This window comes from Methylobacterium sp. 1973 (assembly GCF_040545035.1).
Lineage (GTDB): Bacteria > Pseudomonadota > Alphaproteobacteria > Rhizobiales > Beijerinckiaceae > Methylobacterium > Methylobacterium fujisawaense.
In genome coordinates this window covers 687,469-705,894 of the sequence record NZ_JBEPLA010000001.1, presented here as the reverse complement: position 1 = coordinate 705,894, position 18,426 = coordinate 687,469, and the positions used below count along the sequence as shown (strand labels likewise).

General features: G+C 68.0%; 17 protein-coding genes. 2 read left to right on the top strand and 15 right to left on the bottom strand.

Annotation, left to right across the window (positions count from 1 at the left end):
• Window positions 1-2: 2 nt before the first annotated feature.
• From ABIC70_RS03445 to ABIC70_RS03415, 7 genes are all read right to left on the bottom strand, one after another.
• Window positions 3-884, bottom strand: a complete 882-nt coding sequence (locus tag ABIC70_RS03445) for a branched-chain amino acid ABC transporter permease (protein WP_179697500.1) — start codon at window positions 882-884, stop codon at window positions 3-5.
• A 10-nt stretch (window positions 885-894) separates the two neighbouring features.
• Window positions 895-1,665 carry an ABC transporter ATP-binding protein gene (locus ABIC70_RS03440; RefSeq protein WP_279900376.1) on the bottom strand — a complete coding sequence of 257 codons (771 nt, stop codon included), beginning with the start codon at window positions 1,663-1,665 and terminating at the stop codon, window positions 895-897.
• Window positions 1,666-1,673: 8 nt separating this feature from the next.
• Window positions 1,674-3,080, bottom strand: coding sequence for an LLM class flavin-dependent oxidoreductase (locus ABIC70_RS03435; RefSeq protein WP_354438881.1), 1,407 nt, complete (start codon window positions 3,078-3,080; stop codon window positions 1,674-1,676).
• 47 nt (window positions 3,081-3,127) lie between these two features.
• Window positions 3,128-3,313 carry a hypothetical protein gene (locus tag ABIC70_RS03430; RefSeq protein ID WP_124262961.1) on the bottom strand — a complete coding sequence of 62 codons (186 nt, stop codon included), beginning with the start codon at window positions 3,311-3,313 and terminating at the stop codon, window positions 3,128-3,130.
• A 1,434-nt stretch (window positions 3,314-4,747) separates the two neighbouring features.
• Window positions 4,748-6,334: a sodium:solute symporter family transporter gene (locus ABIC70_RS03425; RefSeq protein ID WP_111473522.1), complete on the bottom strand. Its 1,587-nt coding sequence runs from the start codon at window positions 6,332-6,334 to the stop codon at window positions 4,748-4,750.
• 12 nt (window positions 6,335-6,346) lie between these two features.
• Window positions 6,347-6,679, bottom strand: coding sequence for a DUF485 domain-containing protein (locus tag ABIC70_RS03420; RefSeq protein ID WP_274926487.1), 333 nt, complete (start codon window positions 6,677-6,679; stop codon window positions 6,347-6,349).
• The gene (locus ABIC70_RS03415; protein ID WP_236952753.1) at window positions 6,654-7,976 is read right to left on the bottom strand and encodes an NADH:flavin oxidoreductase/NADH oxidase; all 1,323 of its coding nucleotides are present in this window, start codon (window positions 7,974-7,976) and stop codon (window positions 6,654-6,656) included. Before ABIC70_RS03415 ends, ABIC70_RS03420 begins: the two co-directional genes overlap by 26 nt.
• Window positions 7,977-8,061: 85 nt before the next feature.
• Here ABIC70_RS03415 and ABIC70_RS03410 point away from each other — a divergent pair, with 85 nt between their 5' ends.
• Entirely contained in the window at window positions 8,062-8,967 is a 906-nt protein-coding gene (locus ABIC70_RS03410) for a helix-turn-helix domain-containing protein (protein WP_354438879.1), read from the top strand.
• 77 nt (window positions 8,968-9,044) lie between these two features.
• Here the strand turns inward: ABIC70_RS03410 and ABIC70_RS28390 are convergent, their stop codons facing one another.
• The 4 genes from ABIC70_RS28390 to ABIC70_RS03390 form a co-directional block, all read right to left on the bottom strand.
• Complete coding sequence (locus ABIC70_RS28390) at window positions 9,045-9,170, bottom strand: hypothetical protein (RefSeq protein WP_502915941.1); 126 nt, start codon at window positions 9,168-9,170, stop codon at window positions 9,045-9,047.
• Between the two features lie 279 nt (window positions 9,171-9,449).
• On the bottom strand, window positions 9,450-10,430 hold the full coding sequence (locus ABIC70_RS03400; RefSeq protein WP_179697504.1) for an ABC transporter ATP-binding protein: 981 nt from the start codon (window positions 10,428-10,430) through the stop codon (window positions 9,450-9,452).
• A gap of 8 nt (window positions 10,431-10,438) precedes the next feature.
• Window positions 10,439-11,278, bottom strand: a complete 840-nt coding sequence (gene ntrB / locus ABIC70_RS03395; protein WP_043759789.1) for a nitrate ABC transporter permease — start codon at window positions 11,276-11,278, stop codon at window positions 10,439-10,441.
• 3 nt (window positions 11,279-11,281) lie between these two features.
• Window positions 11,282-12,637 carry a CmpA/NrtA family ABC transporter substrate-binding protein gene (locus ABIC70_RS03390; RefSeq protein ID WP_043379219.1) on the bottom strand — a complete coding sequence of 452 codons (1,356 nt, stop codon included), beginning with the start codon at window positions 12,635-12,637 and terminating at the stop codon, window positions 11,282-11,284.
• Window positions 12,638-12,831: 194 nt separating this feature from the next.
• Between ABIC70_RS03390 and ABIC70_RS03385 the strand changes: the two genes are divergently transcribed.
• Window positions 12,832-13,458 (top strand): hypothetical protein, encoded by a 627-nt coding sequence (locus tag ABIC70_RS03385; protein WP_354438878.1) that lies wholly within the window; start codon window positions 12,832-12,834, stop codon window positions 13,456-13,458.
• Here the strand turns inward: ABIC70_RS03385 and ABIC70_RS03380 are convergent.
• From ABIC70_RS03380 to ABIC70_RS03365, 4 genes are all read right to left on the bottom strand, one after another.
• Entirely contained in the window at window positions 13,436-14,770 is a 1,335-nt protein-coding gene (locus ABIC70_RS03380; protein ID WP_354438877.1) for an FAD-dependent oxidoreductase, read from the bottom strand. The genes ABIC70_RS03385 and ABIC70_RS03380 overlap by 23 nt on opposite strands.
• On the bottom strand, window positions 14,767-15,963 hold the full coding sequence (locus ABIC70_RS03375) for an acyl-CoA dehydrogenase family protein (protein WP_043759795.1): 1,197 nt from the start codon (window positions 15,961-15,963) through the stop codon (window positions 14,767-14,769). The genes ABIC70_RS03380 and ABIC70_RS03375 overlap by 4 nt, the downstream gene beginning before the upstream one ends.
• A gap of 58 nt (window positions 15,964-16,021) precedes the next feature.
• A complete protein-coding gene (locus ABIC70_RS03370; protein ID WP_043759796.1) occupies window positions 16,022-16,573 on the bottom strand; it encodes an OsmC family protein in 552 nt (183 codons plus the stop codon).
• Window positions 16,574-16,784: 211 nt separating this feature from the next.
• Entirely contained in the window at window positions 16,785-18,386 is a 1,602-nt protein-coding gene (locus tag ABIC70_RS03365) for a sigma 54-interacting transcriptional regulator (RefSeq protein ID WP_354438932.1), read from the bottom strand.
• Window positions 18,387-18,426: the final 40 nt, after the last annotated feature.

The following is an 18,426-nucleotide window of genomic DNA, read 5'->3' as shown; positions in this document are numbered from 1 at the left end:
CGTCAGACCCTTTCGATCGGCCGCTCGCCGAACAATCCGGCCGGCCGTACCAGCAGGAAGGCGACCGCAAGCCCGTAGGCGAACCACGTGGAGACGGATCCGCCGAGGAGCGGCCCGAGATAGATCTCGGCCAGGGCGTCGCCCGCCCCGACGATGAGGCCGCCGGCGATGGCGCCGGTGATCGAGGTGAATCCGCCGATGATGAGCACCGGCAGCGCCTTCAGCACCACGAAGGTCAGAGAGAACTGGACGCCCTGCCGTGCGCCCCAGAGCAGTCCCGCCACCAGCGCGACGAACCCGGCCACGGCCCAGACGGCCGCCCAGAGTGCCGGAAGCCGGATTCCCACGGACAGCGCGGCCTGCGGGTCGTCCGCGACGGCGCGCAGGGATTTGCCGACCCGGGTGCGTTCGAAGAACAGGGCGAGACCCAGGACCAGCGCGCCGGCACTGGCGGCGGCCACCAGATCGAACGAGCTGACCTGGATCGGTCCGAGCGCGACCGGAAGGTCGGCGATCCCGAGGTCGAGTTCGTGGACGCGCGCGTCCATGAGAAACTGCGAGCCGCCCTCGATGATGTAGGACAGGCCGAGCGTCGCCATGAACAGGGTGACCTGCGAGCGGTTGACCAGCGGGCGCAGCACCACCCGCTCGACCGCCACCGCGAGCGTCACCATGATCGCCAAGGTGACGAGACCGGCGAGCCAGAACGGAAGTCCCTTCTCCGTCAGGGTCACGAAGGTCAGCGCAGCGCAGAGCACCATCGAGCCCTGCGCGAAGTTGAACACGCCGGACGCCTTGTAGATCAGCACGAAGCCGATCGCGACGAGGGCATACATCACGCCCGCGAGCACTCCGCCCACGAGCGTCTCCAGGAAGAAGCTCATCGCGCGGTCCTCACTGCGGCTTGCCGAGATAGGCGGCGATGACGGCCGGATCGCTGCGGACCTGGGACGGTGGGCCGTCCCCGACCTTGCGCCCGTAATCGAGGACGACGACGTGGTCGGAGAGACCGAGGACCACGCCGATATCGTGCTCGATCAGGACGATCGTCGTCCCGAGGGTGTCGCGCGCGGACCTGATGAAACGCGCCATGGCCCGCTTCTCCTCGCCGTTCATCCCGGCCATGGGCTCGTCGAGAAGCAGGAGCTTCGGTTTCGCGATCAGCGCCCGCCCGAGATCGACGCGCTTCTGAAGGCCGTAGGGAAGGGTCGAGACGAGGCGGTCGCCGTGGGCGGCGAGATCGAGGAAGCCGAGGATCTCGTCGGCTGCAGCGAGACATCCGCGCGTCTCCGCGCGCGCGCGCGGCAGGCCCAGGGCATCGTCGAGGAGCGTCGTCCGGCTCTTGCGCGACAGGCCGGCGAGAACGTTGTCGCGCACGCTCAGGCCGCCGAACAGGGCCGCGTGCTGGAAGGTCCGCCCGATGCCCCGCCGCGCGGCCGTGACCGGACGGATCTGTCCCAGGCGGCCGCCGTCGAACACGATCGCCCCGCCATCGGCGCGATAGACGCCGTTGAGGATGTTGAGGACCGAACTCTTTCCCGCGCCGTTCGGACCGATCAGGGCGCAGATCTCGCCGCGCGTCACCGAGAAGCTCAACGCGTCGAGCGCCTTCAGGCCTCTGAAGGAGAGTGAGACGTCCAAGACGTCGAGAAGAGGTTCGGGCATCGCCGCCCTCACTCGGCCGCCGCAAGGCCCGCGGCCTCGCGCGTCTTCACGGCTTCGATGTCCCGGTAGCCGTGAGCCGGATGGGACTCGGGCAAGTAGGCGCCGCGTCCGAACAGTTTCTCGCGCAGGGTCCCGGGCCTGTACGCCTTCGGATAGACACCGCGACGCTGCAGTTCCGGCACCAGCAGGTTGACCGTATCCTCGAAGGTCTCGGGCGTGACCGCATAGGCGAGGTTGAAGCCGTCGACCCCGGTCTCCTCGACCCATTCCTGCAGGATGTCGGCGACGGTCGTCGGCGAGCCGACGAAGACCGGCCCGATTCCGCCGATGCCGCCCCACCGGGCCAACTCGGCGATCGACCAGGGTTTCTCGTCCGCCGTGAAGGTCTCGACCATCGAGACGATGGCGTTGGTCTCGACCTTCTTCACGAGATCGGTCGGTGCGTATTGCCCGAAGTCGATCCCGCTCCAGCCCGACATGAAGACGAGCGCGCCGTCGTAGGATGCGTAGTTTTGATAGTCCTCGAACGTCCTCTGCGCGGCTTCGTCGGTCTCGGCGACGATCACGGTCGTGAGGTTGTAGATCAGGATGTCCTCAGCCGACCGCCCCGCGGCGACGGCCTTGGCGCGGACATCGGAGACATAGGCCCTGAGCATCGCCTTGAGGGGCGCGGCCACGAAGACGCATTCGGCATGCGTTGCCGCGAAGGCCTTGCCGGGGCCCGACGCGCCGGCTTGGTAGAGCACGGGTGTGCGCTGCGGTGAGGGCTCGCTGAGATGATAGCCGGGGACCGTGAAGTGCCGCCCGCGGTGGCCGATCTCATGGACCTTCGACGGGTCCGTGAAGATCCGCCTATCCCGGTCCCGCAGGACCGCCCCATCCTCCCAACTCCCCTCGAAGAGCTTGTAGAGAACTTCGACGTATTCCGACGCGACCTCGTAGCGGTTGTCATGGCGCTGCAGGCCGCTCTGGCCGACATTCCTGGCTCCGCTCTCCAGGTAGGACGTGACGATGTTCCATCCGATCCTGCCCTTGGTGTGGTGATCCGCCGTCGAGAGGCGCCTTGCAAAGGTGTAGGGGTGCTCGAAGGACGTGGATGCAGTGATGCCGATCCCGAGATGGTCCGTGGCGAGGGCGATCGGCGCGGCCAGCTGCAGCGGATCGTTCACGGGGATCTGGGCCGCCTGCTCGAGGGCGTGCCAGTTGGAGCCCTTGTAGACATCGTAGTATCCGACGACATCCGCGATGAAGACACCGTCGAAGATGCCCCGCTCCAAAGTCCGAGCGAGATCCTGCCAGTATTCCAAGTCCTTGTATCGCCACGAACGGTCTCGCGGGTGGGCCCAAAGGCCGGGCGATTGATGGCCGACGCAATTCATGGCGAAGGCGTTGAAGCGAATGGTCTGGCCGGGCATGGCAGCGCGTCGCAGTCGGTGTGGTGAGGGCGGGAAGGTCGGGCGGTTCAGCCCGGAGCGAGGCCGAAGATCGCCGCCAGCGGGACGATCCGCGTGGCGTCAACGTCAACGCCGTCTTTCGAGCGATTGGCCGCGTACGGATTCCAGTACGGATCACCGTTCACGACGTACTGGACCACCGGCTCGAAGAAGATACCGTTCCCTACGGCAAGATGAGCGTAGACCTCGAACACGAGCTTGTCGCGAGAACAGGCGCCGCCGGTGCCTCCTGAGATCAGGTCGGCCTGACAACCCCGCCGCAGCCAGCGAGGCCGCGTCGGGCGCCCGCGGCCCATGCCATTTGACGCCGCCATGAGGGGCGCCGCCGATCGCGCCGGCATCCGTCTGCGGGCCCGCCTCGCCCGTGACGGTCTCGACGGCGCTCGGCGACAGGGCCTCGGCGGAGAGAGGGGCAAGGAGTGCGAGACAGCCTCGCCGAACCCCGAGCCGGGATGAGACTCTGCGAGAGATGGCGGAAGGTGCAAACTGCATCGGCGAGTCGTCTCGGTATAGCAAGGACATCCGAAGTGATGCCCCAGTAAAGAATCATATTGTTTATATTTTTTCGGGGAAAGATCGCTTGTGTCCCCTCAGGCAAAGAACTTATGCGCAAACGATATCGTCGTTCAAGAAAACAGAATGCCATTTTACTTGAGGCGACGAGGCTAAGATTCCGCTTCGTCGAGGGCGGGTGGAAGGACTCTTCGATTGGCCTGCAGCGCCTCGGATCTGCGCACCGGACGCACTGGGGGCGAGGGTCGGCCGGTTGGAATGTTGTTCGTGTGACTTGCTTCGTCGGCGAGCGGCGTTGCGTCGGGGGCGCAGATCCTCGCTTGAGCCGCCATTTTTCGATCGCGGCGCGTTCAGCGCGCTACCGGTCCGGCCGGTGAAGCGCACGACCCTCGACCTGGAACGATGTCCATGTTTCCTGGTTTCGAGATCCCTAAATATTCGCCCGTCTTAAGTGCAGTTCTATTCGGCTGGTTCAGAAGCACCTTGAGGATGTTGCCGAACGGTCGACACTTGGATTTTGGCCCTGGCAGCAAGCGTGACCAGTCTCGACCTTGGCCCCGACGGACCGGACCGTGCACGCCATCATCGTGTGACCGCGCGGCACAAAGCCATTCTGCTCGATTTTCGACGCTGCCGTCCTGCCCTGGGGCGACAAGCGTCACCATGGGGCAGGTTCGCGTTGCGCAGAGGTGCCCGCCCGCAACGATCCGTGGGGCATATTGGCTGGTCTCGGTTGGCTGCCGTTGTCATGCGCGCAAGCCGGCGCACGTCGTCATGTCGCGTGCCGCTTTCGGGCACTGCCTTGGGGGACTTGGACGACCCAAATGGGCGCGCATCCGTCGACCGACACGATCCGGGCGAACGGGCGAACTTACGGATTCGGCCGCCGAAAGCCGATGGGCAGGAAAGCACCCAACCCAGTCATTCTGAAGCGCCCCCGATCCGGCGGTCATGGCCGGAAGCAGAATTCCCGCTTTGTGAACCTTATACTTGGGACGCGGACCTTTCATCGTTCCGCGATGAATTGCTTCCATGCCTGACCGGCGCGTGCCCATGGCGGAACCGTCAAGGGGGGCTCGCAACGGTCGAGATCGCGAGGCCCCGCAGGAGTAGCACTAGGTCGCGGGCGACATCGCCGCCGCGGGCGCGGACTTGCGGTCCATCGCCGAGACCACGAACGCCGTGAGGAATGCCAATGGCATCGTCACGATCGTGGGCGGATCGATCGGGAAGATCGGTGCGGCGTTTCCGAGCACCTTCACCCAGACCGGCGGGCCGAGAACCGTCAGGACGGTCGCGCCGACGAGCCCGGTCACCCCTCCCGCGATGGCGCCCCGGGTCGTCAGGCCGCTCCAGTACAGCGCCAGGATCAGCAGCGGCAGGGTCGAACTGCAACTGACCGCGTAGGCGAGGCTGATCATGTAGGCGACGTTCTGGGTCTGGAAGGCGATGCCGAGCAGTACCGAGATGATGCCGAGGCCGACCGTGGCGAGCCGCGAGGCGCGGATTTCGCTGCGCTCCGTTGCCCGGCCCCGGCCGATGATGCGGGCGTAGAGATCGTGCGAAACCGCCGAGGCTCCCGTCAGCGTCAGTCCTGCGACCACCGCCAGGATCGTGGCGAACGCCACGGCGGAGACGAGGCCCATGAGCGTGTCGCCGCCCAAGGCGTGCGACAGATGGACGGTGGCCATGTTGCCGCCGCCGCGGATGGCGCCCTTGGCGTCGAGATAGGCCGGGTCCCCGCCTATGATGGCCAGCGCTCCGAAGCCGATGACGAAGATGAGGGCGAAGAAGCCGCTCTGGCACATCACCGCCCAGAACACCGACACGCGGGCGGCACGGGTATCCGGGACGGTGAAGAAGCGCATCAGGACATGCGGCAGGCCTGCCGCCCCGAGCATCAGGGTCATGCCAAGGGAGATCGACTGCCACACGCTGCCTGAATAGACCTGGGGCATCATCATGGCCGCGTGCTTCGGATGCACCGCTATGGCCTGGGCGATGAGGCTGTCGTAGTCGAATCCGAAGCGCGCCAGGATGAGCAGCGCGATCGCGACGCCGGCGGCGAGCAGCAGCGTCGCCTTGACGATCTGCACCCAAGTCGTCGCCACCATGCCGCCGAACATCACGTAGCAGATCATCAGCGCGCCCACGAGGATCTGCGCGTAGAGATAGTCCAGCCCGAAAAGCAGCCGGATCAACTGTCCCGCCCCGACCATCTGGGCGATGAGGTAAAACATCACGATGACGAGGGTGGCGATAGCAGTAAAGATGCGGATCGGCGTTTCCGACAGGCGCGTCGCGAGGACGTCGGCCACCGTGTAGCGGCCGAGCTTCCTCAATCTCTCGGCCACCAGGAAGACGACGAAGGGCAGGCCGGTCGCGTAGCCGACGGCGAAGATCAGGCCGTCGAAGCCGGAGGAGCAGATCAACCCGGCGAGGCCGAGGAGCGCGCCGGCGGATATCATGTCACCGGCCAGCGCGATGCCATTCTGGAAGCCGGAGATCTGGCCCCCGGCGGCATAGAACTGATCGGCGGATTGAGCGCGCCGGGCCGCCCAGTAGGTGATGCCCAGCGTCACGATGACGATGCCGACGAACATTCCGATCGCCGCGGCGTTCAGGCCGCCGCCGGGATCGCCCGCGAGCGCCGGGGCGGTCGCGCCCAGGAGCAGCAGGGTGGCCAATAGGGATCTTCGCATGGGGTCGCCTCCTCAGCGCGCGGTGAGACGGTTGGCGAGCAGGACGTAGAGTCCCGTCAGGATCATGGTGGACAGGATGGCGAGGAGGCCGCCGACGGTGGCGACCGTCACGGCCATCCCGGGCGCGATCGGCCGCGTCATGGTGGCGGGCGAAACGATGAAGGTGCCGACGAAGCTGCCGTAGATCACCGTTTGAATGCACGCCATGATCCATCCGAGTCGGGCCTGCGGCAGATCGTTCTTCGGGACTTCGAGATGTGTTTCCTCTGCTGACACCGTTCGACCTCCGGCTTCGACGCGTTGATGTTGGATCGGGCGTTTATTCGGCAGCCTTCGATGCGGCATCGGCGACCACGTGGCCGAATCCGTTGTTGACGCGGCTGCGTTGATACTTGTTGAGCCAAGTTTTGAACTGGACGGGCAGCATGTCGTAGGGGCGCGCCTCGCCCAGAACCATCGCCGCGTAGACCGGCCAGTGGGGGTTCGCGAGCATCGGCCTGCCGAGCATGACGATGTCGACTTGGCCCTCCCTGACGATCGACTCCGCGAAGACGGGATCAGCCAGGTTCCAGTTCGCGGCGGTCAGGACCCCCGCCTCCTTGCGGATTCGCTGCGCCGCCGGGACCATGAAGCCCTCTTCGTCCCACGGCGTTTGGGCGCGGCCCGAGTTGCCGCCGAAGGAGACGTCCACGAGGTCGAGTCCCCGGGGCGCGAGGAGGCGAGCCAGTTCGACCGACTCGTCGATGGTCTGGCCGCCGGGTGCGAATTCCGTCACGCCGAACCGCATGGAGAGCGGCAGCCGCTCGGGCCATTCCGAGCGGACGGCCTCGAAGACCTCGACAAGCAGCCGGCTGCGCCCGGCGAAATCGCCGCCGTATTCATCGGTGCGCCGGTTGGCCAGGGGCGAAAAGAAGCTCGACAGGAGGAAGCCGTGCGCGCAGTGGATCTCCAGCCACTGAAAGCCGGCGTCCCGCGCCCGGCGTGCGGCCTCGGCGTACTGGCGCGTGACGGTCGCGATATCGTCGTGCGTCATGGCCCGCGGGATGCGCGGCATGACCCCGCCGAACGCATCCGCGGAGGGGCCGATCATCTCCCACGCGTCGGGGTGGTCTTCCGGCAGGTGGCCGCCGCCTTTCCACGGAGGCTCGACGCAGCCCCGCCGGCCCGTGTGGCCGAGCTGGATGCCGGGCACGGCCCCGACGGTCGAGACGAAGCGGGCGATCCGGGCCAGGGCTTCACCCTGCTCGTCGTTCCAGATGCCCGCGCATTGCGTGGACATGCGGCCTTCCGGCGACACGGCCGCCTGCTCGACCACCACGAGCGCGGCGCCGCCCGCCGCCTTCGAGCCCAGATGGACCAAGTGCCAATCGTTCACGAGGCCGTCCGGCGACGAGAACTGGGTCATCGGCGAGACCGCGATGCGGTTGCGCAACGTGACATCGCGGACCCGGAGTTCGCTGAACAAGGAGGACATCGTGCCCGCTCTCCACGCACGCTCCGTCCAGCCGAACATCCTGCCGGAGAAGCGAGCTATCTGCTCGAAATTGAGCCAATACAGTTGCGGAACGAGCAGTCGAATGCCGAGCTGTCCGCCAGTGATGACTTGTTCAAGCCCTAGACTGCCCTTAGCTTTGGACGGCACTCTTCCAAATTCGGGCCGGGCTCGAACAGATTCCGGACAGCGTGCAGCGCGGAGGCTGGCGGGACGTGCCGACAGGGTCGGGGACATGACGAGCGCGACGATGCAGACGCGTGACATCGGCTCCTGGCCGAAGAATATCGCGCTGGCCCGCAGCACGGGGCGGGGCTGGCGGGACATTCACGCGCAGCACGTCGCCGTCGAGCCGTGGACGGGGACGCTCGATCCGGTCGGCAATCCCTGCCTCGGCTACTGCGTCGCGCGTCCGGCCCAGATCCGTCGACGCATCGGGCGCGGCGGCGCGACCGAGGCGAGCACGTTGCGCCCCCGGCAGTTCCACCTGATCCCCGCCCATGACAAGAGCGAGTGGCAAAGACGCGGACGCTCCGAGATGCTTGCGATGCATCTCCGCCAGGGATTGATCGACGAGACCGCGCGCCAGATGTGGAGTGCGACGGCGCCACGGGTCGAGCTCGACATTCCGCTCGGAACGTCTGATCCGCTCCTCGAGCAGCTGGCCCTGGCCATCCTGGAGATCCTGCGGGAGGAGCCCGATGCCTCATCGGCGCTCTATGTCGACGAGCTGGTCCACGCGATGGTCGTGCGCCTTGTCCGGGCCTATACGGCGAACGGTCGCTCATCACGGACGGCGTTGGAGAACGATGCGCTGGATCGCGGCGAGATGCGGCGCATCCGCGACCTGATCGAAGAGCGGCTCGCCGAGGACCTCTCCCTCGAGGCGCTTGCCGCCGAGATCGGCGTATCCCCCCGCACCCTATCCCGCGTGTGCCTCAAGCAATGGGGAACGACGGTTCACCAGTATGTCCTCTCACGCCGTGTCGAGCGGGCCAAGACCATGCTCCTCTCGACCGACCTTGCCGTCACGGCGATTGCCTTCGATACGGGCTTCTCCAGTCAAAGCCATCTGGCAATGGCCTTTCGGCGGTTGACCGGGCTCACACCGAAACATTACAGGCTCATTGGCAGATCGTAAATCTCAAGTTGTTCTGACCGAAATTATACTGGAAGCATTTCCGACACGTTGCGATTCGCCGGTCAGACCTGATTTCATTATGCTTTGAGCCCGTATTCCGGCCTGTCGTCGTTGTTGCCGTAAGATTTGTGCGGCGGGAACTTGCACGACATGGTGAGCTTCGCCCGGTCGCCCTTGTTGCTGGCCTCGCGAGCCATGTCCATGTTGAAGTCGATCGCCGACACGATGCCGCGCCGAACCCCTCCTGGATCAGCTCCTCGAAGGTCGTGCCGTAGACCATCACCCGCTCGTAGAACCGGTAGATCAGCGGCTCGTTGAGCATCCGCTCCTCCGCCTCGGTGAGGCCGAGGAGTTCGGCAAGTCACGCCTCGCGTTCGCGCACCGGGCGAGGGTGACGGGCGAAGCGGTTTGCCGTCGGGACTGCCGATGCCTTCCGCGCGATCCGGCGGCAGATATCCCGCCGCGTGGGCGATGGCCGCGGATCAGGCCCGGCGGGCTGGAGGCTCGGCGGCGCCGGCTGCCGCGTCCGCCTCGCTCAGGGAAGGCCGCACGACCGGCGGATGGCGCGGGTCGTACCCGTCCGGCATCGCGTCCCGCAGCGTCGTGGAGCGGGTTACCAGGAAGTCGATCAGGTGGTTGCGCAGGGCGTAATACCCGGGCGCATGGTGGAGCTGCGTGCGATCACGGTCCTTCGGCAGCGGGTTCTCGACGATCTCCGCGACCCTCGCTCGGGGTCCGTTGGTCATCAGCACGATCCGGTCGGCGAGATAGATCGCCTCGTCGACGTCGTGTGTGATCATGAACACCGTCTGGCCGGTCTCGACGCAGATGCGGCGGACCTCGTCCTGCAGGGTTCCCCGGGTCAGCGCGTCCAGCGCCGAGAAGGGCTCATCCATCAGCAAGATCTTCGGCTCGATCGAGAGCGCCCGGGCGATGCCGACGCGCTGCTTCATGCCGCCCGACAGTTCGGACGGGCGCTTGTGCTCGGAGCCCGCCAGTCCCACCGTGGCGATGGCCTTCCTCGCGCGCGCCTCGACCTCGGCCCTGGGCGCCGTCCGCCAGCGCGCGGAGACCGCGTAGGCGACGTTGCCGAGCACGCTGCGCCAGGGCAGCAGGGCGTGGCCCTGGAAGATCACCGCCCGATCGAGGCTGGTTCCTTCGATCGCCTGCCCATCCACGATGACGACGCCCTCGGACGGGGCCTCGAGCCCCGCCAGGATGTTGAGCACCGTGGTCTTGCCGCAGCCCGAGTGCCCGATCATGCACACGAACTCTCCGCGGCGCATGGGCAGCCACAGGTCCTCGAAGATCGTGGCCGTCTTGCCCCCTGGCCCCGGATAGCGGCGCGCGATCCCCTCGATGGAGATGAACTTCTCTGCGTTCGACATGCGGCTGGTCCCGGCCTGAACGGGAGCGGGGGCGGCACGGCTGGAGCGCCGCACGAAGGGAAGCAGCTTGCTCATCGGGTGCCTCATTCGGGGAAGGTGACGAGGCGCTGGGCGCGCGCCAGCAGCTGGTCGAGGGCCATGCCGACGACGCCGATCACCAAGATCGAGGTGATCACGTTGGTGATCGAGAGGTTGTTCCACTCGTTCCAGACGAAGTAGCCGATGCCGGTGCCGCCCACGAGCATCTCGGCCGCGACGATCACGAGCCAGGCGATGCCGATGGAGATGCGCATTCCGGTGAGGATGGTCGGCGCGGCGGCCGGCAGGATCACCGTGAACGCCCGGCGCACCGGCCCGACCTCCAGGGTCCGGGCGACGTTGAGCCACTCCTTCCGCGTGCTCGACACGCCGAACACGGTGTTCATCAGCATCGGCCAGAGCGAGCAGATGAAGATCACGAAGATCGCCGACAGGGCCGAGTCCTTGATGGTGTAGAGGGCGAGCGGCATCCAGGCGAGCGGCGAGACCGGCTTCAGGATCTGGATGAACGGATCGAGCGCCCGGCTCATCAGCGGCGACATGCCGATGAGGAAGCCGACCGGGATCGCCACCAGCACCGCCAAGCCGTAGCCGAGCGCCACGCGCCCGATCGAGTAGGCGAGCTGGATACCGATGCCCTTGTCGTTCGGGCCGCGGTCGTAGAACGGGTCACTCAGGTGCCCCCAGATGGTCGCCCCGACATCCAGGGGGCCGGGCATGGCCGACTTGCCGGTGGTGGCCGCCTGACCCATCAGGGCCGCGTATTCCGGGTCCATCGCCTCGGTCTTGGCCGTGCCGCTCACCGCGACCTGCCAGCCGAGTAGGATCACCGCGAGGAGCGCCAGGGAGAGGATGCCGGCGCGCAGGGTCAGGGTGCGTTGCATGACTCAGCTCGCGCGCTTGATCTTGAAGGAATCCAGGTATTCCTGGGGCTTGGCCGGATCGAAGGGCTTGCCCATGACCACGAACGTCTTCGTGGTGGCTTCCGGCGGGGCGAGGCCGTCCTGCTTCATCAGCTTGGCGGCATCGGTGGCGCGGTAGACCTGCCTCGCTACGGCGGCGTAGTCGACATCGCCCTTGATCTGGCCCCAGCGCTTCATCTGGGTCAGCGTCCAGATCGCGAAGCTCTCGTATGGGAACGGGTCGAAGGCGACCCGCCGCGGATCCTTCCTGACGCTGCCGAGGCCGTCCGCGTAGGTGCCGGTCAGGACCTGCTCCACGACGGTGAGCGGCTGGTTCAGGTAGTTCGCGGGCGCGATTGCGGCGGCGATCTCCTTGCGGTTCTCCAGTCGCGAGGCGTAGGCGGTCGCCTGGAGGATGGCGCGCAGGAGCGCGGCCGTGGCGTTCGGCATCTCGCGGATCGTGTCCTGCGCGACCGAGAACGAGCAGCAGGGATGCCCGTCCCAGATCTCCTTCGACAGCACGTGGATGAAGCCGACGCCGTCGTAGACCGCGCGCTGGACGATGTTGTCCGGCGCCAGGAAGCCGTCGATGTTGTCGGCGCGCAGGTTCGCGACCATCTCGGGCGGCGGCACCGAGCGGAGCTGCACGTCGGTGTCGGGATCGATGCCGTGCTCGGCCAAGTAATAGCGCAGCAGGTAGTTGTGGTTCGAGTAGTCGAACGGGATGGCGAGTTTGAAGCCCTTCCAGTTCTTCGGGTCGCGATTGTCCTTGTGCTTGTTGGCGAGGCAGATCGCCTGGCCGTTGACGTTCTCGATCGCCGGCACCGCGAAGGGAACGGGATTCGAGCCGAGGCCGAGCGTGATCGCGATCGGCATCGGCGCGAGCATGTGGGCGGCGTCGTATTCCTTGTTCAGGGTCTTGTCGCGCACCACCGCCCACCCGGCGGTCTTGACGACGTCGACGTTCAGGCCCTGCTTCTCGTAGAAGCCCATGGGCTTGGCCATGATGATCGGCGTGGCGCAGGTGATCGGGATGAAGCCGACCTTGAGATCCGCCCTTTCCGGCCTGCCGGCCTCGGCGAACGCCTCGGCCACGAACTGCGTGGGCAGGAACTGGGCGACCGCCGCTGCGGCGGTCGCGGCGCCGACGCTCTTCAGGAAGGCGCGGCGTCCGGCATCGTGCGGGAACAGCGCCCGCAGCATCGCTGCCTCGACGACGCGCACGACCGCGGCGTCGCCCGACGGGAGAGAGGCTTCGTGCGCGGCTTGGTCCGCATGCGCACCGCAGGAGCAGCCGCCGAGCCTGCGCCGGGCATCAAAAGGATTGTCGGAACGGGCCATCGAGAACTCCGGCGTTGAAGTCTTGAAATTCGCAGCAACTGTCGCGCCAAGCGCGCCGCATCATGAAATCTTCGCTCGGATCAGCATCCCCCCGCCTGGCTGGCGAAGGTCGAGACGGTGGGCCGGTGACGGTCTCTCGGCAGCGTCGAGCCGTGCCGGATCACCGGAGCAGCATCGCGAGGCCGGCACCTCCGATGAGCCTTACCGGCACCGTGTCGAGCGGGCTCTTGCGGGTTGCACGGGCGGCGGGCCGGGGAAGCCCAGAGCGGCCGCTGCCGGCGCCTTCCGCGAAGGCCGGGACCAGGGCTCAGTCGACGCGGGAGACGCGGGAGACGCCCGCGATCGCGAACGCTCCCGTCCCGACCGTCACGGAAGCCGTCACCCTCGTCGAACAACCGGTCGAACGCGGCGCCTTGGCGGGCGACCTCAGTCCCCGCGTTGAACAGCGTGCCGCACGCGTCCTGCACCTGGAGGATGCCGCACCCGATCCCGAGCCGGCCGCCAAGACCCTCCCGGAGGTGCGGCGCGGCCGAGAGGGGGTCGGCGTGGCCGGGGGTCTCCAGGATCCACGCGACGGTCCGGCCCTGTTCGCCGACCTGGGCGATCACGCTGTCGATCACCGCCGCGGCGCGGCTCCGGGGATCGTGCATGGCGAAGGTTGCGGTATGGGTCGGTTCGTCGATGAGGCCGTGCACGGCGGGGCGCGGGGTCGTGGCCGAGAGACTGGCCTCGACCTGCCCGTGCGCCTGCGCCAAGGCGGGATCGGTTGCGTGAAAATCGTTCGTCATCGTCAGCGCCTCAGGCGGCCAGCCAGGCGGTGACCTCGCCGTCGCGCCGCTGTTCCATCGCGAGCCGGCTCTCGGTGTGCTCGACGATGTGCCAGGGCTCCCCGGGGAGCGGCGCACCGTGCAGCGCGATCGGTGTCGAACGCGTCTTCAGACGGATGACGGGTAAAGCGTGCGCGTAGCCCGGATGCTCCCGGCCCAGGATCGCGTGGGCGATGGCCTCGGCCTGGCGGGCGACCGGCTCGATGAAGCGGCAGGGTCGCCCCGCGATGCTGATGCAGTCGCCGAGCGCGAAGATGTCGGGGCCGCTCGTGCGCAGGGTCGCCGGATCGACGACGATCCCGCGGTCGAAGGCGAGCCCGGCACCGCGCACGAGCCGCGAGGGCGTGGCGAGCCCGGTCGCGGCGATCACCGTCGTGGCGACCAGAATCGTCCCGTCCGCGAACGTGAGCGCGACCTCGCCGCCCGGCCGGCGGCCGAGGCCGCGCACGACGGCGTTGGCCTGGTAGCGCACGCCCAGCCCTTCGAGTCCGGCCAGGAGCCGGCGGCCCGCCACGTCCGGCAGGAGCTCGGGCAGCGGCAGCGCCCCGATCCCGACGAGCGTCACGGCGTGTCCGGCCCAGGCGAGGTCCTCCGCGAGTTCGCAGCCGACCATGCCGGCGCCGATCACCGCGACGGCACGGGGGCCCTGTGCGAGTTCGGCGTGCAGGGAGGCCCAGGCCGCGAGGTCGTTCACGCGCCAGCACAGGGTCGGGTCGAGGCAGGCCGGCAGCGCCGGACGCGCGCCGTGGGCCAGGACGAGGGCGGTGTACCCCAGGGTGCCGCGCGTGGTGCGCAGGCTGTGCCGCTCCGGGGAAAGGCCCACGGCCACCGTGTCGGCCATCAGGCGCAGGCCCAGGCGGGCAGCCGCCGCGGCGCCCGTCTCCCGACGCAGCCTGTCCGGCGACAGGCCGCGTCCCAGCGCAACCGAGAGTTCCGGTTTGTGGTAGACGTCGCCGCCGCAGGCCGTCACCAGTGTGATCGGAACCTGGGTGTCCTCGGCCCGGATCGCCTCCGCGGCCGCCCATCCCCCGGCACCGGCGCCGACGATCACCACGCCCGGCCGGCGCTGCGCGGCCGCGGCCGCCGGCACCGGCGCGACCGGGGCCCGCCGCCGGTACGGTTCGAAGTCGGACTTGGTCACCCCGCAGATCGGGCAGGCCCAATCGTCCGGGATGTCGGCGAACCGGGTTCCGGGCGGCAAGCCGCTGTCGGGATCGCCCTCGCCCTCGTCGTAGATCAGCCCGCAGGCCCGGCAGAGGAACTGCTTCCAGGGGCCGAGGCCGTCGGTGGGTTCCAGGACGGTCATGCCCGACCTCCCACGCCGGTGCCGCTCGGCAGCACCTCTCGGGACAGGCGTGCCATCTCCCAGCGCAGGTGCTTGATCGCCGGCGTGACGATGGCGACGAAGTGCGCCTCGCGGACGCGGCGCTGCGGGGCCGCCGACATCAGGTAGCCGCGCGCGCCCTGATGCAGGAGCGCCGACTGCGACGCGCGCAGGGCCAGCTCGGCGGTCTGGGCCCGGGCGTCGAGGACGTCGATCAGGTAGTCGGTCGAGCCATCGTAGGGCGTCTCGGCGAGCCGCATCACCCGGGCGCGGAGCTCCGCGAGCTCGGCCGCGACCGTGTCGGGGCGGTCATCGAGGAACTGGTTGACGTGCCCAAGGGTCTCCTCAACCGCCAGCATGGCGTCGAGGCTTCCCTCGGCCACGCCGAGCCCCATGCCGCATTGGAGCAGGATGAAGGCGCCCCGGATCCCTCCGATAAAGGGCCGGGCCGGATCGGCGATCAGGTCGTCCTGCCCGACGAAGTACTCGTCGAGCCGCACGCCCCAGGTGCTGGTGCCCTCCATGCCGGAGAAGTGCGGGCAGGGCCGCAGCTCCGCGCGGTCGCAGCGCAGCAGGAACATGATCTCGTGGCTGATGGCGTCGCCGGCGCCGAGGACGCCCGCGATGGCCCCGCAGTACTGGCCGGCGCCGATGTGGCTGACCCAGGGCAGCATGCCGCTGACCCGGTAGCCGCCGGGCACGCGACGGGCGCGCAGCAGGATCGGCTCGATCCCGGCGAACGCCTTCATCGGGTTGGAGAGCGCCGTGCCGCCGAAGGTGCGGCCCGCGACGTGGTCGTCGAGGAATGCGCCGGAGAGCGCCGGGTTGCCCGAGCGCTCCAGGTAGAGGCCGCAGACATCGTGGCACCACATCAGGAAGCCGGTGGCGCCGCAGGCCCGGCTCGCCGCCTGCATGGCGGCGATGGCCAGGCCGACGCGCGCGCCGTGCCGGTCGAGATGGACGCCGAGCGCGCCTGCGTCTCCGAGCCTGCCCATGATGTCGAGCGGGTACGCGCCGTGGTCGATCTTGCTCGCCGCCGCGCCCAGGGGGCCGTCGGCAATGGCCGTCGTCTCGGCGAGGACGGTCTCGTCCGTCCACGTGCGGCCGGCCGGGCTCGCGAACGGCGCCTCCGTCACGGAGGGCCCGGCCGGTGGAAGGGCGAGGGCGCTCGACATCGTGCAATCTCCTCAGGAAGGGGAAAGGGGGCGGGCCCGCCGGGTCCCGCCGACGCGCTCAATCGGCCAGGCCGATCTTGAAGGGGACCGGGTTGCGCAGGGTGTTGGCCACCGGCGAGAAGTGGTTCGCGTGGCGCACGATCTCGTCGAGCGCCTCGCGGGTCGCGTCGCCCTCGATGGTCACGGCGACCCGGATCTCCTGAAAGCCCATATCCTCCGGCTTCTTCTCCGCCCCGCCGGCGCCCCAGGCGGCCGGGTTGCCGATGTCGCCCTCGATGTGGAGCTCCAGGCGGGATAGGCGCACCTGCTTCCAGGTCGCCACCGCGGTGATTCCGACCGCGAGGCAGCCGCCGAGGGCGGAGAGCACGATCTCGCCGGGCGCCGGCGCGGTGTTCTCGCCGAACAGATGCAGCGGCTCGTCGACCACGACGGGCGCATGGTCGCCGACGTAGCTGAGGGTGCGGTACTGGCCGTCGACGACCGTGTGCACCTTGTTGGTGCCGCGCGAGCCGGGATTGCAGCGGCCCTTCTCGGCGAACTGCATCAGGCCGTCGCGGTCGATCGGACGCAGGTAGGTGGTGACGGTCTTCGGGGCGGCGCTCGCGCTCATCTGGTGTTCCTCTTCCGGCTCAGCCCCGCAATTGTCGGGGGCTGCTCGGAAGGACTTGCGCAAGGCAGATGCCAGGATGGCCGAGCCGGTGATTATCTTTGAAAATCCAGGTTTTCCAAATTCTTAGGTGAGGGCCGCGGTGATTTGATCGCCCGGTTGCGACAGTGAATGTCGACATTGTGTCGACATTGTCGGACTTGGGCGAGGCTGGTTAGGCCATCGGCTGGAGCTTCCGCCAGCGGTAGGAGAACTGGCGCTCGGTGAGGCCAAGCCTCTGCGCGGCGCGGGTCTTGTTGCCACCCGCTTGCGTGAGGGCCAGGCGCAACTGCGCGCCATCGTGCGAGTCGGCGGGCAGATAGGGCCGAAGGCCGCCCATCGCATGGACCGGGTCTCCCCCCGACGGCACGATGTGCCGTGCCGGCCCCGGCGCAACCGCCCCCGAGACAGTCACGCCCCCAAGCATCGGCTGCAGGTCGTCGACGTCGAGAACGCCCTCGCTGGCCAACAAGACGAGCCGCTCGATGAAGTTGGCGAGTTGGCGGATGTTGCCCGGCCAGGGCTGGCGGGCGAGATGTGCGACGGCCGACCGGGTCAGGTTGACGTTGCGCTGGTTGGCCTGGTTCGCCTGCGTCAGGAAATGCAGCACGAGGTCCGGAATGTCGTCTCGCCGTTCGGCCAGGGGCGGCAGGGTGATCGGGATGACGTTGAGTCTGTAGAAAAGGTCCTCCCTGAAGCGGCCGTGGGCGACCTCGGCCGCGAGATCCCGGTTGGTCGCGGCGACCAGGCGCATGTCGACGCGGATCTCCCGTTTACCACCGAGGCGAACGACCGTCCCCTCCTGCAGGGTCCGCAGCAGCTTGGTTTGGAGGATCGCCGGCATCTCGCCGATCTCGTCGAGGAAGATGGTGCCGCCGCTCGCCTGCTCGAACCAGCCGGCGCGTGCCGCGACCGCCCCGGTGAACGCGCCGCGCTCGTGGCCGAACAGTTCGGATTCGAAGAGGCTCTCTGGAATGGCCGCACAGTTCACCTTGACGAACGGCCGGTCCCGCCGGGGGCTTGCGAGGTGGAGCGCGCGGGCGAACAGTTCCTTGCCGGTGCCGGACTCGCCGAGCAGCAGGACGCTCGCGGTCGCGTCCGCGACCTTCTCGACCTGTACGAGCGCGCGCAGCAGCGCGGGCGAGGTGCCGATGATACCGTAGCGGGCCCGCTTGATGCGCAACTCGCGAGCCAGCATATCGTTGTGCTCCTCGAGCGCGCGTGTCTTCCGCTCGACCCGCTCGTTCAGGGTCAGCAACTGGCTGACCATCGTGGCGATGATGCGAAGGAGGGTGAGGTCGTCGGAGAGCGGTCGCTCCCGGTGGCGGATCCTGTGGCAGGCGATGGCGCCGACAGTTCTCTGCTCGACCCGGATCGGGAGCGCCAGGAACGACACCGCGCCACGGGGCAGTCGCGCGCGCTCGACCGCACGCCCTAGGAAGACCGGGTCATTGTCGATGTCTTGGACGATGACGAGGTGGCCGTCCTGGATGACACGCCCGGTGATGCCCTCGCCCGGCGCATACCGGCCGCGGGCGACCTCCTCGCGGGTTAGGCCGTAGGAATGGGCGATGCGATAGCCGGCGCCGTCAGGGTCCTTCAGGACGATGCGTCCACGGTTGAGCCCGACGATCTCCGAGAGCAGGTGCAGCATCTCGCGGGTGACCTGGTCGAGGTGCAGGCCCTTACCGACGAGGTTCATGACCTCTTGGATGAGGAACATCTCCTGCGTGCGCCAGTAAGTGCTCGACGTTGCGTTGCCTGCCCGCTCCTCCATGGCTGATCGCACCTCAGTTGCCCGACTGCCGTCGGCAACC